Genomic DNA, 13,726 nt, shown 5'->3' with positions numbered 1-13,726 from the left:
CAAGGTAAAGCTACAACAGAAGTTTGCGATCGCTTGCCATAACAAGCCATTCCAGCAAATACAACTCGTGATCCCGTACAACACGAGATCGTGTCTACCTGCTTAGCCACGAAATCTTGAGAGGTCAAAATCAAACTTCATCAAGAACGTTGGACAGGAATAGATAACTAATATTTCCCTAATCTCAACTCGGATTTACTAAAATTTTGCATTTACCAGAAGCAGTTTTAGAAACACAAAGTTACTAAAAACAGACCTCCACAAAGGCTTAAATTAATCTTAAATATAGGTTTTAAGCTAAAAATTCAGCATTATATTTAGTGCTCAGATAAATGAATTCGCTGCAACCGTTGCCGCAACACCAGAGCACTCGCCAGATCACCCGATTGCTCTTTTAGTAAGACCAAGTGCAGCAGAGCTTCTTCGTGGTGCGGTTGTAAGTAGACAGCTTTACGAAAACATTGCTCAGCTTCAGTTTCTTGGTCTACAGCTTGATAGAGTTGCCCTAAAAGGCAATAAGCCTCAGCATTATTACGATTTTGGTTGAGATACGCTTCACAGGCTGCAACTGCTTCAACCAACTGCCCACCATCCGCTAGCGTTTTGGCAGCAGTCAAAGATGCTTTTTGAGAGGCAGACACAGCAGTAGAGCGAGCATTCACCAATGTAGGTTTTGCCTCAATGCTAGGAACATTTGTCGGTTGCAACTCAGGCGCTTTGCGAGTGGATGTTGTATTTCTGCTGCCTTGGGCTGGAGAAGCATTCCGCTTTTGTCCCTGTTGATTGTAAGTCGTCAATACGGGAGCTTTATCTTGAGTACCAGACCCAACCTTACGGAAAGCAAATGCTAAAGCGTGCCGAATGGGACTAAATCGGGATGAAGGCAGTTGTCCCATTTCTGAGTGACCGACAAAAAACAAGCCATTTTTAACTAACAAACGATCTAAACGATGAATTGTTTGCTGCCTTGCCGCCTGATCTAAATAAATTAGTAAGTTGCGGCAAAAAACCACATCATAAGCTGGTTGATCCCAGAAAAGATTCGAATCTAATACATTCCCTTGAATAAAATTAACTGTTTTTCTGACAGACTCATTGAGCGAATACCCAGCCACAACTCGCTGAAAGTATTTCTCCTTCAAAAAGCTATTTTTTTCGCCTCCTTGATTCAGAGCCTCTTCCCTTCCGATCGCAGCTTTGCCGCGAAATGAGTACTCGTCATAAACAGCTAGTTGGGCTTTTTGTAGAGCCTTTTGGCTAATATCAACAGCATCAACTTGAAATTGTTCTGCTCCTAACCCTGCTTCTAACAAAGCGATCGCCATTGAATAAGGTTCTTCCCCAGTCGAGCAAGGCGCACTCAAGATCCTGAAAACTTGATTGGGGTGGGCAGGCAACCACTCCGACATCACATAGTGCGCCAATAACACGAACGGCTCGCGATCGCGAAAAAACCAAGTTTCTGGCACCACCACGGTCTCGATCAGGGCTGCCAATTCTGTCCCCGAAGTGTGCAATTGAGTTAGATAAGCTGCCATGTCTCCTAGGCCACAGCTTGCCATGCGAGATCGAACCGCTCTAGCGATCGTATTAGAACCAATGGCAGCAGCATTCAAGCCAATCTTCTGCCTGAGTAAATTCTCGATTGTAGCTTCTATCATTCTCAGGTACTTTATTGCACAACTGGTAGATCAATTACTTGCGTTGGAGGTAGCTGCACTGGAGATAATAGGTGTTCCACATCAAGGCACTGGATCACACCTTGGGTATCCATTAATTTTTTGCCTAAATAAGGAGCTGTATCCACCACCATTCCCGCAGGAACCAGCGTGGTGCTAGACGTATTAAAAGTTTGCGTAACTCTCTCTGCCAGTAAGCCTAATATTTGTGTCTGGTTCTCGGCACTGAGAAAGCGAGCCACAATAATTCGAGTACTTAAGTAGGAGCGACAAGGACGACGACGAACTAACTGGCATAGATCTACCACAGGCACCATATGACCCCGGTAGCGCAACAGACCAGATACATAGGCAGGTGCTTGGTGCGGTTTTGTTAGTCCTATTAGCGGTAGCACCTCCACGACCTGCTGGCTCTCCAAGGCATAACGCTCATCATCAATTGCAAAGAGCAGCATCAACATAGGGCAGTTCCACTAAGCCGAACAGAATTTCTAGCAACTCAGCCAATTTCCGGCGCGATCGCTGAGGTTCACTTCTAGAATGACCAAATTAGGGCCGGATTTATCCAGTCAGTTGATGGAAGAAAATTAGCCAAAATGCGGATTAGGGAACTATACCTTATGAACTAGACTAACAGAATATACTCTCAGAAAACAGTATTATTATTAACTCTATTAGGTCCAATCAGTCGGTTTATCACTTACTTCAAGTTTTCCTCATCACGCACATTCATGCCCTAAATACTAGCCATTTCACCAGCCTGGCTTATGATGTCAATGCCACCAGAAATTGTTACTAAAAGTCTAGAAGCGTTCAGTGAATCTACTATACTTTCACCTGCTCCCCAAATTGTTGTTTTGCTCATTGATGATCAAATTATTATTGGTGAAGCAATTCGGCGGATGCTGGCTTCCGAACCAGATGTAATTTTTCATTATTGTAACGATGCTGAGCAAGCAATCCATCTTGCTGAAGAAGTTGCTCCAACAGTCATTCTGCAAGATCTAGTCATGCCTAACATTGATGGGTTGATGTTAGTTCGTCAGTTCCGCTCTAATCCCATTACTTGCAATATCCCATTAATTGTACTTTCGACCAAAGATGAACCGAAAGTCAAAGCGGAAGCTTTTGCATTAGGAATTAATGACTACTTAGTTAAACTCCCCGATAAAATCGAATTAGTTGCTCGCCTGCGATATCATTCCAGAGCTTATCTTAATCATCAAGCCCAGACTGCCGCACTGACGGCGCAAGCTCAAACTCAGAAGCTAGAACAAGCTTTGCAAGAGCTACGAAAAACTCAATCGCAGTTAATTCAAACCGAGAAGATGTCGAGCTTAGGCCAGATGGTGGCAGGAGTAGCCCATGAAATTAATAATCCTGTTAACTTCATCTATGGCAATCTCAAGCATATTGAAAATTATATTCAAGAGCTACTAGATTTAGTCCATCTTTATCAAGCAGAATATCCCCAGCCAAGTACAAAGATTCAAAGTTATATTGAAACAATTGATTTAGATTTTGTAGCCCAAGATCTTCCTAAAACCCTATCTTCGATGAAAATAGGTGCAGATCGAATTCGTCAAATTGTCTTATCCCTACGTAATTTTTCTCGGCTTGATCAAGCTGAAATGAAACGAGTTAATTTGCACGAAGGCATTGATAGCACCCTTCTCATTCTTAATCATCGTATTAAGCAAGGAATTACTATTATTAAGAGCTACTATGACTTACCTTTAGTTGAGTGTTATCCCGCTCAGCTCAATCAGGTATTCATGAATATCTTGAATAACGCGATGGACGCGCTGTTAGAAGACTCAGACAAAGCTAACAAACAAATCACTATCCAAACCGAACTAACGAATTCTCATCAAGTTCAGGTCCGTATTCAAGATAACGGCTGTGGGATTCCGCTGGAAATTAAGAATAAATTGTTCGATCCCTTTTTTACCACTAAACCCGTAGGCCAAGGTACTGGTTTAGGTCTGGCCATTTGCTATCAAATTGTCGAAAAGCACCAAGGTGAAATCGAAATTGGTTCTGGCCCAGAGGGAGGAGCAGAGTTTATTATTCGTTTACCAGTTCAGCACTTTTCTTAAGAGCAGCGATCGCCCAAGCCATACCAACTGAGCGGTGCTTGCAGAGAGACAAGTGCCAACACTAATCTCTGAGTTGAGTAAGAGAATGCGGTAGTGGTTGTTTCTGTACGACCGCGGTGTAAACTGCTGCCAGTTGCTGGGCGATCGCGTCCCAAGAGTAATGGGACTGGGCAAATCGACGACCATTTTCTCCTAGTTGCTGTCGTAACTCTGGAGAGTTGAGGAGTTGGGCGATCGCTGCTGCTAAAGCGTCAACCTCACCTTCCACTACCAGACCTGCCTGAGCTGAGGCAATATCAGGCGCAATTTGAATACCAGGGGTAATGACAACTGGTAATCCCGCTGCCATTGCTTCCGCCACTGCCACGCCAAAGTTTTCTGAGAAGGATGGCAAGACAAAAATGTCGGAGCCTTGTAGAAGTATTTCTTTATCTCGATCAGCAGCAAATCCAGTCAAAGAAGTTTGAGCGGTCAGATCTAAGGAAGTAATGAGAGTTTGGAGATAGTTGAGATAATCTGGCTCTCCAGCACCCGCTAAACATAGGTGGAAAGAATGCCCTTCCTTAGCCAAGGAACTGAGAGATTGGAGTAATAGATCTGGTCGCTTTTTGTAATGCAGGCGAGACAAGAACAAAATCACTGGGATATCAGCCGCTATCCCATATTTTTCACCCAAGACCTTTCTGGCTTCGGGGCATGGAACTGGTATGTCAACTCCTAGAGGAATCGTGATGGCAGGGGTGTAAATCCCAAATTTTCGGACATCTTCGGCTTCACCTGGAGCAGTACAGTGAATTGCTGACGCTTGTTGGAGATTGCGCTGTTCAATCAACTGGGTGTAAAGCCGTTTCTTAGTTCGGCTTTGAGCTAACGCCCAAGGAGACAACTGTCCGATGGTACGAACGATGTAGGGGATTTTTTGATGCCGAGCGATCGCACCTGCACAAGTAGAGGCGTAAGAAAACAAATAGTGAGTATGAACTAAATCATAGTTCTGCATATTTTGCCATAACCCGCGGGTCAAAGCTGCGGAGAAAATGAACTCTTTCATCGGCAAGGCAAACCGAGAAAAAAACCAAATAGGTACCCCTTGGTATTCAATCTGCTGATTTAGAGGAACCTGTAGCAGCTTCGGACCGTTGTCATTGGTTGTGGCGATCTCCACCTCAACTCCTTGCGATCGCAGCGCTTTTACCATTGCAAGAATGGCATAGCTAGGACCGCCCTGAATTGGAGCAACCGAAGGAATTACATGTAGAACTTTCACAGGGCAATTTGCAAAGGTTAATTATAGGGATATGAGTATGGGAGCATCCTGAAGCTTGCTTGATTACTCTGAAAGGATCAACCACAATGTTACTTTCTCTTCAGTCAGAATGACTGCGCCATGACTACCTTATCCATCATTGCTGATCCAAATCTGGATTATCCCCAGGAAAGTGGTTTCTCACCAAGTGAGCGATTTCCTGAATACCGATATGCTGAAATTGCTTGTCAACCGAACTTAGTTTACGGGGCAGTACGTAGTTGTTTCGCACAAGCAGGATTAGATGAAGCACACTTTGGTAGTCCTACTTGGAATCCCTTAGGTGAGTTTATTCAGCCCGGACAACGAGTGTTCGTGCTGTGCAATTTTGTCTTTCATCGTCGTTTAAATGAATCAGCTGCTCAGTTCAAGGCAAAGTGTACTCAGGGCGCGATGTTACGAGCGCTGGTAGACTATCTCCTGATAGCGGTCGGTTCAGCAGGCAAGATCTGCTTTGGGAACGCTCCTGTGCAATCTTGCCAATGGGAATCTGTCTTGGAAGAAACAGGAGCACAGCAAGTTTTAGATTTTTATCAGGCTGTGGGAGCCCGTGTCACGGCTCAGGATCTGAGACTTTATGTTGCTGAGCGCACTCCTTTCGGTTCAATCCGTAAACTTGAGCAACGCCAAGATGACAATGCTGTTTCTATTGATTTGGGTGAGCAAAGCTTACTAACTCAAATATCTCAGTCGGCAACCACAAGGTTTCGACTCTCGGATTATGATCCTAGACGTACAGAAGCTTTTCATGCCAATGGTAGTCACGTATATGTGTTGAACCAGCAGGTTTTAGCCGCAGATGTCATTGTCAGCCTACCCAAGCTAAAAACCCATGAAAAAGTAGGGATTACATGTGCCCTAAAAGGCTGCGTTGGTGCGATCGCTCATAAGGATTGCCTTGCTCACCACCGATTTGGCCCTCCTACTACTGGGGGAGATGAATACCCTTCAGATCGCTTTTATATTAAACGCGCTGCCTCAAAAGTCCATGATTGGGTGCAGCAGACACCAGCCAATGGTGTTCAGGGTAATAGCCTCAGGGTGATAGACAGACTTCTACGCAGTGGATTGCGCCGCTTGTCACCCACGACAGCAGGTGCTTGGTGGGGAAATGACACAGCGTGGCGGATGGCACTGGATATCGCAAGGATTTTACGCTATGCGGATGCAAAGGGAGTTTTGCAGCCTGCTCCTGTACGTCCTCACCTAGTATTGATTGATGGAGTAATTGGTGGAGAAGGCACTGGACCTTTAAAGCCCACTCCTGTAAAGTCCGGGATTGTGTTATTTAGCGACGAACCTGTTTTGGCTGATGCTGTAAGTGCTCAACTGATGGGATTTGCACCTGAAAAGATCCCTTTACTACAAGCAACTTTGACCCTGCAAAATTATCCTTTAACTTGTGGTGATTGGGACAAAGTGATGTGTAGTTACAACGGTCAGGCTCAGGAGGTCGGGGCGTTAACTCCTCCCAGCAATCGAGGTTATCAACCTCCTCCGGGCTGGTGTGGCTATATCGAGCGTGCTTGACTTAGAGTATTAGATTCCCTTGTAAATCAGTATCAAACTCCCTCAAGCAGTATTGGTGTTTACCAGAGGGTAAGGGAGGTATCGTATCCATCATGACAACATTCACGTTAACCTGAGCTTTCAACAAATTGTCTAGTTCTCGACAGAGACGGGTTTGTAAGGCATTTAACTGGAATTCGGGAACAGGCTGTTCCCAAGCTTCAACTCGCAGTTCATACTGAAGCAGTGATCGCTGTACTAGTTGGAACTTCCGTAGCCAGGAAGGAGCAATTACTACACCCACTAGATGAATGATTGCGCTGGGGTCAATCACAACTCCATTCGGTCCAACCAAATGTTCTACCGTTCGTCCTGTTAACTCAGTCAAGCGGGGAGTTGGAATGGAATTTTGGCCTGGGTCAGGATACCATCGGGCCGTGTCTCCCATTGCAACCCGGATTAGAGCACAGGAATAGTTATTAATGGCTGTGACATGGACTTCACCTTTTTCTCCTGGAGCAACATGCACTCCATCCTTGTTCAACACCTCTAGCTTGTTAAACCATGCTGCCACGCTCAAGCCGTCATGAACTGGGGTTTCATGAGCCAGCATGCCAAAGTCACGACTGGCGTAAGTATTGAATACTTCTGTAGCTAAATGTTTATGGAGTAGCTCTCGTAACTGGTCATGTAAAAGTCCTCCTCCTGTAAACACTCGCTCTAGCTTGCGAAAATTCAATTTTTCGTGCTCAGCAAATTTAACAATTGTTTCAGCGGCACTCGCAAAACACATGGCTGAGTTGATATGTGCAAGGTCAGCCATTTGATCTCGCATGCGATGAATCTTTTCAGGGGACAACCCGAACGCAGGCAGAGGATACATTCCGCGTAGCCAGGTAGATATTTGCTTTTTCCGATTCTGCTTGATATCTGTCAGTTCGTTCGGAGAACCCCAAATGAAAAAGAATGGGTTTCCAGGTGAAAGACCACAAAGCTGGTACAGAAAGTCATAAGTGGCACGATTGCGATCGCTATAAGTTGCATCTACAGCAATTTCAACGGGGACACCTGTAGAACCACCACTTGCTAAGGTATGTTGTTTCCGGATGGCGGGATACTCATCATCTGGTCTACGAGATTGAGGATCGATGCGTAGTTGATGACGGTATTGCCTCAGGTCTGCCTTATTCAAAGGAGGTAACAAGGCTAAAACATCTTCTGCTTCTTCAGTCCTGAAACATTGGGCGGTTTTAGGCCAGCGATCGCGCCAGTACGGTGAGTAAGTGCGGCAATATACTAAATATTTGTATAGTTGCTTTTGGCTCTCTTTCTTGGCTTGCTCTGGGCTCAATCGTACATATTTATGAATAAAGGATTTAAAGTTTCTATATTCCTGTGAGAAATTATTTGCGATTGCCCACAGCCAAGGTCCCTTGATCATATAGAACTGCTCTCTAGGAATTGGATGAATAGTTCGGGCCAACTGATATCATCAAGACTTGTTTAAGGTTGTAAAAATCAAGTGTTTAGATAAAGTTTCTTGAAATTTTTTGTAACCGTAAGTAGAAATTACTTTTTTTCGCAATAGTTCTGGTTGATAGACGGTTGAATTTGGATAGGTGCCCTCTAGGATTTGTGTTACTGTCTCAGCGATCGCTTTGACATCATACGGGTCTACTAATGCTCCAATTTCACCGTCACAAAGGGCATCGACCGCACCATCACAGTTACCTCCTAAGGTGGGTTTACCACAAGCCAGAGCCTCTAGATAGACAATTCCAAACCCTTCTCCTTTACTAGGCATAGCAAATAAATCACACAAGTTATAGTGATCACAAAGCTCAGCGTCTGGAACAAATCCTGCAAGCGTTACATAGCTTTGTAGATCTAAACTTTGGACTAACTGCTCAATTCTCTCTTTATCATCACCCTTGCCAACAATTAAATAATGTACGGTGGGAAGTTTTGCAATGATTTCGGGTAGAGCCTGAATTACCTTGTCGTAGCCTTTATGGCGCTCGTTACTGTCTAGACGCCCTACCATCAATATAATTAGGTTTTGAGAGGATAAGCCATATCGTTGAAGCAGATACGAGGGTTTGGGAGAGATTCGGAAACGACTAGCATCAAATGTGACAGGTAAAAGCACTATTTTTTCTGGATTTATACCTTGCTCAGAAATTAAGCGATCGCGGGTGTAGTTACTAATCGAGATGATCTTTGCGGCACCTTGAAGGGCTTTTTTTTTCATTAAACTCTCGACTTCCCAGGCATCCACGCCATAAACCAAGATCCAATAAGGAATACCTGTAAAATGGTTCAGCCAGTAAGCAACAGGAGCAAAGTTAAGATGACCACAGAGAACTAGCTTTGGTCGTTGTTTCAAGGCGCTGATAGCAATCCCCAAGGCAAAATGTAGAGTTTTTAGCCAATTAAATTGATGACCGTATGTAACAAATGAAACAGAATGTTGCTGCCAGTCTTGAGCAGGATAAGAGCAATCCAACTTGTCGTGAACAGTAATGCTGAGGGTGGGAAACGCTTTTGTTAGGGCTTGTAGCAGATCTCCCAGATAAACTTGAATTCCACCTTTGAACTCAAACAGATTCGGAAACCAGAGATGTAGCGAGTTTGGTTCTGAAGATTGGGACATAGATAGCTCAGTTAGGAGGTTATGGGATCTCTAGGAGGTGTGCAGGAGCGATCGCACCTGATTGGCTAGATGCTGACGGTACAACTGCCAAGTGAGTTGCTCAGCTTTGTGACGAGCAGCCTTGCCCATGTCAGCTAACTCTTGGGGATGACAGTAGCACCACTCTAGTTTTTCCTGTAATGCTTCCACATCCCGGATAGGGATAATAAAACCCTCAACGCCGTCGGTGAGAATGTCAGGGCCAGCAGTATTGGGGGTGGTGATCACGGGAATGCCACAAGCCATTGCTTCTAGGAGAACTAGCCCGAAGCCTTCGACCAATGAGGGAAATACTAAGACATTGGCGGAACTATAGTATTGGTTGAGTGCTCTATGAGGTACGGAAGGAATGTGGCGGAAGCTATTTTGATACTGGGTTAGCCAGCCTGAAGGAAATTCATTCACGCCTACTAACAACAACTCTGCATTTGGCAAATCTAGTGCTTGCCAAGATTGTAGGAGATAGTGAACGCCTTTACGTGGACCCACTCGACCCACAAACAGTGCCCGAAACCTGGAGTCTGATTTTGGTTGAGGCTGGAAATACTCAATTGGAGCACCGTAGGGAATGACACTAATCCGCTCTGGTAGGATACCGATATCTAGGAGCGATCGTTGAGTCATTGAAGAAGCAACAAAGATATGGTCTGCTAATTCTATTTCTTGATGCTTGCGCTCAATTTTCCAACTAGGTTCATTAGCTGCTTGCAGAGCTGGAGCTAGTTCTATAAACTTCTGAGCTTCCTCTAGCTGAATCCGGTGGCTCGTCTTATAGAAAGGAATTGGCAAGTCGTATAAACACAAAATGCCCTGTTGTTTTGCAGCTTGAAAGGTGCTTGCGGCTCCATCTTCATAAGCATAAACGGCGGCTAGGTTTTGCAGGTGGTGCTGGGCAACGTGGCGATCAAGACTCTGATAAACCCAGGCAACCGGGCCTTGAGCACCAAACCCCAAAGATTGGCTCAGATTCGTCTTTACTAACAGCATCCGTAGCGTTTCCTCCCAAGGATGGGTTCTTAACGGAATACCTTGAGGGGGAATCCAGGTTCGCCTTGCTAGCTCAGCAGTAATGCGTTGCTTGGCTTTGCTAGGTAACGGCTTCAGATACCAGGGTAGGAAGTTAGATGGATTGTAAGCTGCTGTTGTAATCACCTCATGCAGGAACCCTGCCTCTGCTAGTGCAGTAGCTGCATTTCGAGAAAAGGGGCTACTGGTGGGATGAACCAGGGAGGTACGGAGATGACGCATGGTATATCATCAATTGCTCTGCATGGTGTCGGTTTTCAAGTCGTTCCAGCCGGGGTAACAGAAATACGAAACTGCTGAAGAACCAATAGTAGACCGAGAAGGTATGGTGAAAGACGAGGGGACCTGTAATCTGAATTGCTTGAATGAGAAAAGCGGCCAAAGCTAAATCACGTAGTAAAGGGCTTTTTAAGCGCCCGAAGACTCGCCATAGCGCCCAAAGAATACTCAATCGTAGCCCATACCAAAGTAGAAACCCGAAAGGACCTAGCTCTAGAGCAATTCTTCCTACTTCTCCTTCATAGGAAGTTGGAATAGACTCCCCGGTGGGTAAGTCGAAGGCTCGGCGTAGTGAAGGTACAGCTTGATGAGTAGAGCCTGGGCCATAACCATCTAATTCCTTATATGCTGCAAACTGGAAAGGTTCTGCTAGACTGCTGACCACACGACTCGACAGGTCTTGGTTGGATGTTGTGCGTAGCCAAAAAGCATCAATTGCTGGTTGAAACCAGAGCGTGGCAACAGTAACTGCAATGATAGTGGGTGGCAGGAATTGCTTGAATAAACGCAGAGCTACTTGAGGCTGAGTGAATATTTTAATGCCTAAATATGAGAGCAGAAATAGTATTTCGAAAATAACTAATCCACGAGCACCTGTCATTAGAGAGTTGACAGCAACTAAGCAAAGCTCAAAGATAAGAATGAGTTTCCATTTGAAAGACTGCCTATTAGATAGCAGAGGAATTAAGCAGCCAAAACAGATTAGCAAATAAATTGTATATCCACTAATATACGAAAAAGTTCCTGTAACTCTAACAATATTGGCCACCCCAAATGTTGCGACTGCTAAATCTCCAGGAGTATAGATATTAAGAGGACTAGAAGGAGGACTGAAGAATTGGGCAACTCCTAGTAGGCCTACTGGAATAGTTAGTAACAGGTGCGATCGCAAAAACTTGTGTAGGAACTCCTGGGAGCGAAACAGAGTTGGGACAATCCACATTAAGGGAATATAGAGAAGGTACCCCCTCAGGCCAAACAAACCAACTAGAGGCGAGCCTAAGCTAGGATTAAACGTCTGAAATAGGCACCAACCAGCAATAAGAAAAACCAAGATGTTAATCGCCGAAAGCTTGAATACAAATCTTCTACGTTCCGATATAAGGAAGTTAGTGTAAGCAGCTATTAAAATAAAGTCTTTTAGAAAATACATTAAGTCGCTAGCTTGTGGAAGCACCCATTTTCGGAGAGCACCTTCAATTATAAGTAAAACAAACACTGCTTGTATGGTACGACGCCAGCTCAGACATGAAATACTAAAGAAACTTATAACTACAAGCAAACCAAGTAGTAGCTTCAATGAAAAGCCCTCTCAAAAACTTTTAGATATGCTTTAGCAACCTCTATCTTTTGATGCTGTACTAAATGTTGTTTTGCGCTTGCTCGGTACTTAAATAATTTATTGGGATGATTTAACAAATCAGCTAATATTTTTGCTAGAGATTTGACATCACCATTAGAAAAAGTAACTCCACAAGGCCCAATTGCATCGCTTAAGCCACCCCCTTCTGAGCCGACGATAACACAGCCACACGCAATACCTTCTAGGGCCACGACTCCAAATGGCTCCTGCCAACGAGAGGGAATAACCAGAATTTGATGAGCACTTAATAGTTGAGCCAACTCTTGTCCAACTTTGACACCAACAAAATTTACTTGCTCATTCAGACACAACTTCTTCACTTGATTACGTAACTTTAGCTCTTGCGAACCCTGACCAATAATCGTAAGCGTAGGTGTTAATCCTAAAGCCTTGATTTCAGCTAAAGCATTTAACAGTAAATCTACTCCCTTATCAGAAACCAGACGTCCGAGAAAAACTAGCTCCTGACAACGTAAAATGTCGAATCTTTCATAAAATATATCTTCTTCATAAGGATTTGGAATAACACTTGATTTAGAGCAAATATGATTTGCTATTGCATGGCTGACTGAAATATTAGTTGCAAACTTAGTTATAAGCTGTTTAAGGTAATCCTGCCAACCAAAGTGACCATTTTTACGCAAGTACCAGTTATTATGAGATATAACTAAAGGCCTGGCGTGAAAAAGTAAAGGCCAGATTCCCTTTAAACTAACATTTGGCTGAAAGTAGATTTCACTCCAGTGCACTATCTGAAGTAGATGTTTCGGCGAAGGTTTCCGAATGACCTCAAAGGGAAAGGTATCTTGATCGATGGCTGGAGTTTGAGATACTAGCTTAACGGAGTGCCCTTGTTGTACAAACTCGTTAGCCAAAATGAGAACTACAGTTTCTAAACCACCAACACTAGGATAAAAGAGAGGAGAATATATTAAAATCCTCATTTGTTTCTTATGCCTAATCTAGATATTTAATCCCTTGCGAATTATTGCCCAATTCTGATATTGAAAATCTTCAAATTTCACATCATAGGAATCCACCAAAAGAAGTTTATTTGGATAAAATTTATAAAATAAGTAATTAAATTCATCAAAGTATTCAAAAATATCCTTTAGAAAAGTTTTTGAGTCTATATAAGTACCACCATATTCAAATTGAATAAAATTTATTTTTTCAAACTTTAAAAGGTTTTCACCTCCCTTTAAAACTTCTAACTCGTGGCCCTCTACGTCAATCTTTAAAGTATCTACTTGCGCAATTTCATGAGTAGAGCAATAATCATCTAGCGTTTCGAGCCTTACTTTCTCTTCTCTACACGGAGTGGACAACCCATAACTCTTAAGACCACTACGTTTCCAAAGAGAATTCAATGGCGAATTATCATCAAAAATGAATAATGACTTATCCTCAGGCTTTGAACTGAGACCAAAGTTATTAAGAGTAACATTTCCTATCAAACCTTTTTTGCTTAAAGTAGAAAAAGAATTACTGCTTGGTTCAAAGCAATGAAGATCAATCGTACTATTTAAAGAAAGTGCTATTTCTGCCCATTCTCCAATATTAGCTCCAACGTCAAATATTAATTTACTCCTGTCTATATACTTCTTTAAAAAGTAAAATTCGCCATTAGAATAAATATTGCCATTATTATTGTTGTTATAAGCATCAACATACCTCTTAGATATTTTGTAAAGGAATGGATTTCTTAAAAGGTTGTAAGAAATTACTTTTCTAATCAACTTCTCTCTAAGCATATATCTTCAAAACTAAACT

The 13,726-nt window shown here is 43.3% G+C and carries 11 protein-coding genes; 2 read left to right on the top strand and 9 right to left on the bottom strand.

From position 1 onward, the window contains the following. Window positions 1–317: 317 nt before the first annotated feature. A complete protein-coding gene (locus NDA01_RS08900) occupies window positions 318–1,661 on the bottom strand; it encodes a CheR family methyltransferase (protein WP_348227670.1) in 1,344 nt (447 codons plus the stop codon). Between the two features lie 11 nt (window positions 1,662–1,672). Continuing rightward, window positions 1,673–2,140, bottom strand: coding sequence for a chemotaxis protein CheW (locus NDA01_RS08895; protein ID WP_348227669.1), 468 nt, complete (start codon window positions 2,138–2,140; stop codon window positions 1,673–1,675). Between the two features lie 315 nt (window positions 2,141–2,455). Between NDA01_RS08895 and NDA01_RS08890 the strand changes: the two genes are divergently transcribed. Continuing rightward, window positions 2,456–3,778 carry a hybrid sensor histidine kinase/response regulator gene (locus NDA01_RS08890; RefSeq protein WP_348227668.1) on the top strand — a complete coding sequence of 441 codons (1,323 nt, stop codon included), beginning with the start codon at window positions 2,456–2,458 and terminating at the stop codon, window positions 3,776–3,778. A gap of 61 nt (window positions 3,779–3,839) precedes the next feature. On the opposite strand, the gene NDA01_RS08885 is transcribed toward NDA01_RS08890, so the two are convergent. Continuing rightward, on the bottom strand, window positions 3,840–5,045 hold the full coding sequence (locus tag NDA01_RS08885) for a glycosyltransferase (protein ID WP_348227667.1): 1,206 nt from the start codon (window positions 5,043–5,045) through the stop codon (window positions 3,840–3,842). Between the two features lie 120 nt (window positions 5,046–5,165). Between NDA01_RS08885 and NDA01_RS08880 the strand changes: the two genes are divergently transcribed. After that, window positions 5,166–6,614: a DUF362 domain-containing protein gene (locus NDA01_RS08880; RefSeq protein ID WP_348227666.1), complete on the top strand. Its 1,449-nt coding sequence runs from the start codon at window positions 5,166–5,168 to the stop codon at window positions 6,612–6,614. 1 nt (window position 6,615) lies between these two features. On the opposite strand, the gene NDA01_RS08875 is transcribed toward NDA01_RS08880, so the two are convergent. The 6 genes from NDA01_RS08875 to NDA01_RS08850 all read right to left on the bottom strand — a co-directional run bounded on the left by NDA01_RS08875 (window position 6,616) and on the right by NDA01_RS08850 (window position 13,707). Next, on the bottom strand, window positions 6,616–8,034 hold the full coding sequence (locus NDA01_RS08875; RefSeq protein WP_348227665.1) for a phenylacetate--CoA ligase family protein: 1,419 nt from the start codon (window positions 8,032–8,034) through the stop codon (window positions 6,616–6,618). A 51-nt stretch (window positions 8,035–8,085) separates the two neighbouring features. Then, window positions 8,086–9,246 carry a glycosyltransferase family 4 protein gene (locus tag NDA01_RS08870; protein ID WP_348227664.1) on the bottom strand — a complete coding sequence of 387 codons (1,161 nt, stop codon included), beginning with the start codon at window positions 9,244–9,246 and terminating at the stop codon, window positions 8,086–8,088. A gap of 30 nt (window positions 9,247–9,276) precedes the next feature. Beyond that, window positions 9,277–10,533, bottom strand: coding sequence for a glycosyltransferase family 4 protein (locus NDA01_RS08865; protein WP_348227663.1), 1,257 nt, complete (start codon window positions 10,531–10,533; stop codon window positions 9,277–9,279). Continuing rightward, on the bottom strand, window positions 10,493–11,191 hold the full coding sequence (locus NDA01_RS08860; protein WP_348227662.1) for a hypothetical protein: 699 nt from the start codon (window positions 11,189–11,191) through the stop codon (window positions 10,493–10,495). Before NDA01_RS08860 ends, NDA01_RS08865 begins: the two co-directional genes overlap by 41 nt. 695 nt (window positions 11,192–11,886) lie before the next feature. Further along, the gene (locus tag NDA01_RS08855) at window positions 11,887–12,897 is read right to left on the bottom strand and encodes a glycosyltransferase family 4 protein (RefSeq protein ID WP_348227661.1); all 1,011 of its coding nucleotides are present in this window, start codon (window positions 12,895–12,897) and stop codon (window positions 11,887–11,889) included. 18 nt (window positions 12,898–12,915) lie between these two features. Continuing rightward, complete coding sequence (locus NDA01_RS08850; RefSeq protein WP_348227660.1) at window positions 12,916–13,707, bottom strand: FkbM family methyltransferase; 792 nt, start codon at window positions 13,705–13,707, stop codon at window positions 12,916–12,918. Between the last annotated feature and the right edge of the window lie 19 nt (window positions 13,708–13,726).

This window comes from Trichocoleus desertorum AS-A10 (assembly GCF_039962155.1).
Lineage (GTDB): Bacteria > Cyanobacteriota > Cyanobacteriia > FACHB-46 > FACHB-46 > Trichocoleus.
Note: the sequence above shows the minus strand (reverse complement) of the source record. Positions and strands in the feature narration are given on the sequence as shown.

Excerpts from the sequence above, each read along its gene's own strand:
- NDA01_RS08900 (WP_348227670.1), bottom strand. The coding sequence starts at position 1,661 with ATGATAGAAGCTACAATCGAGAATTTACTCAGGCAGAAGATTGGCTTG.
- NDA01_RS08880 (WP_348227666.1), top strand. The coding sequence starts at position 5,166 with ATGACTACCTTATCCATCATTGCTGATCCAAATCTGGATTATCCCCAG.
- NDA01_RS08850 (WP_348227660.1), bottom strand. The coding sequence starts at position 13,707 with ATGCTTAGAGAGAAGTTGATTAGAAAAGTAATTTCTTACAACCTTTTA.
- NDA01_RS08865 (WP_348227663.1), bottom strand. The coding sequence starts at position 10,533 with ATGCGTCATCTCCGTACCTCCCTGGTTCATCCCACCAGTAGCCCCTTT.
- NDA01_RS08870 (WP_348227664.1), bottom strand. The coding sequence starts at position 9,246 with ATGTCCCAATCTTCAGAACCAAACTCGCTACATCTCTGGTTTCCGAAT.
- NDA01_RS08890 (WP_348227668.1), top strand. The coding sequence starts at position 2,456 with ATGCCACCAGAAATTGTTACTAAAAGTCTAGAAGCGTTCAGTGAATCT.
- NDA01_RS08875 (WP_348227665.1), bottom strand. The coding sequence starts at position 8,034 with ATGATCAAGGGACCTTGGCTGTGGGCAATCGCAAATAATTTCTCACAG.
- NDA01_RS08895 (WP_348227669.1), bottom strand. The coding sequence starts at position 2,140 with ATGTTGATGCTGCTCTTTGCAATTGATGATGAGCGTTATGCCTTGGAG.
- NDA01_RS08855 (WP_348227661.1), bottom strand. The coding sequence starts at position 12,897 with ATGAGGATTTTAATATATTCTCCTCTCTTTTATCCTAGTGTTGGTGGT.
- NDA01_RS08860 (WP_348227662.1), bottom strand. The coding sequence starts at position 11,191 with ATGACAGGTGCTCGTGGATTAGTTATTTTCGAAATACTATTTCTGCTC.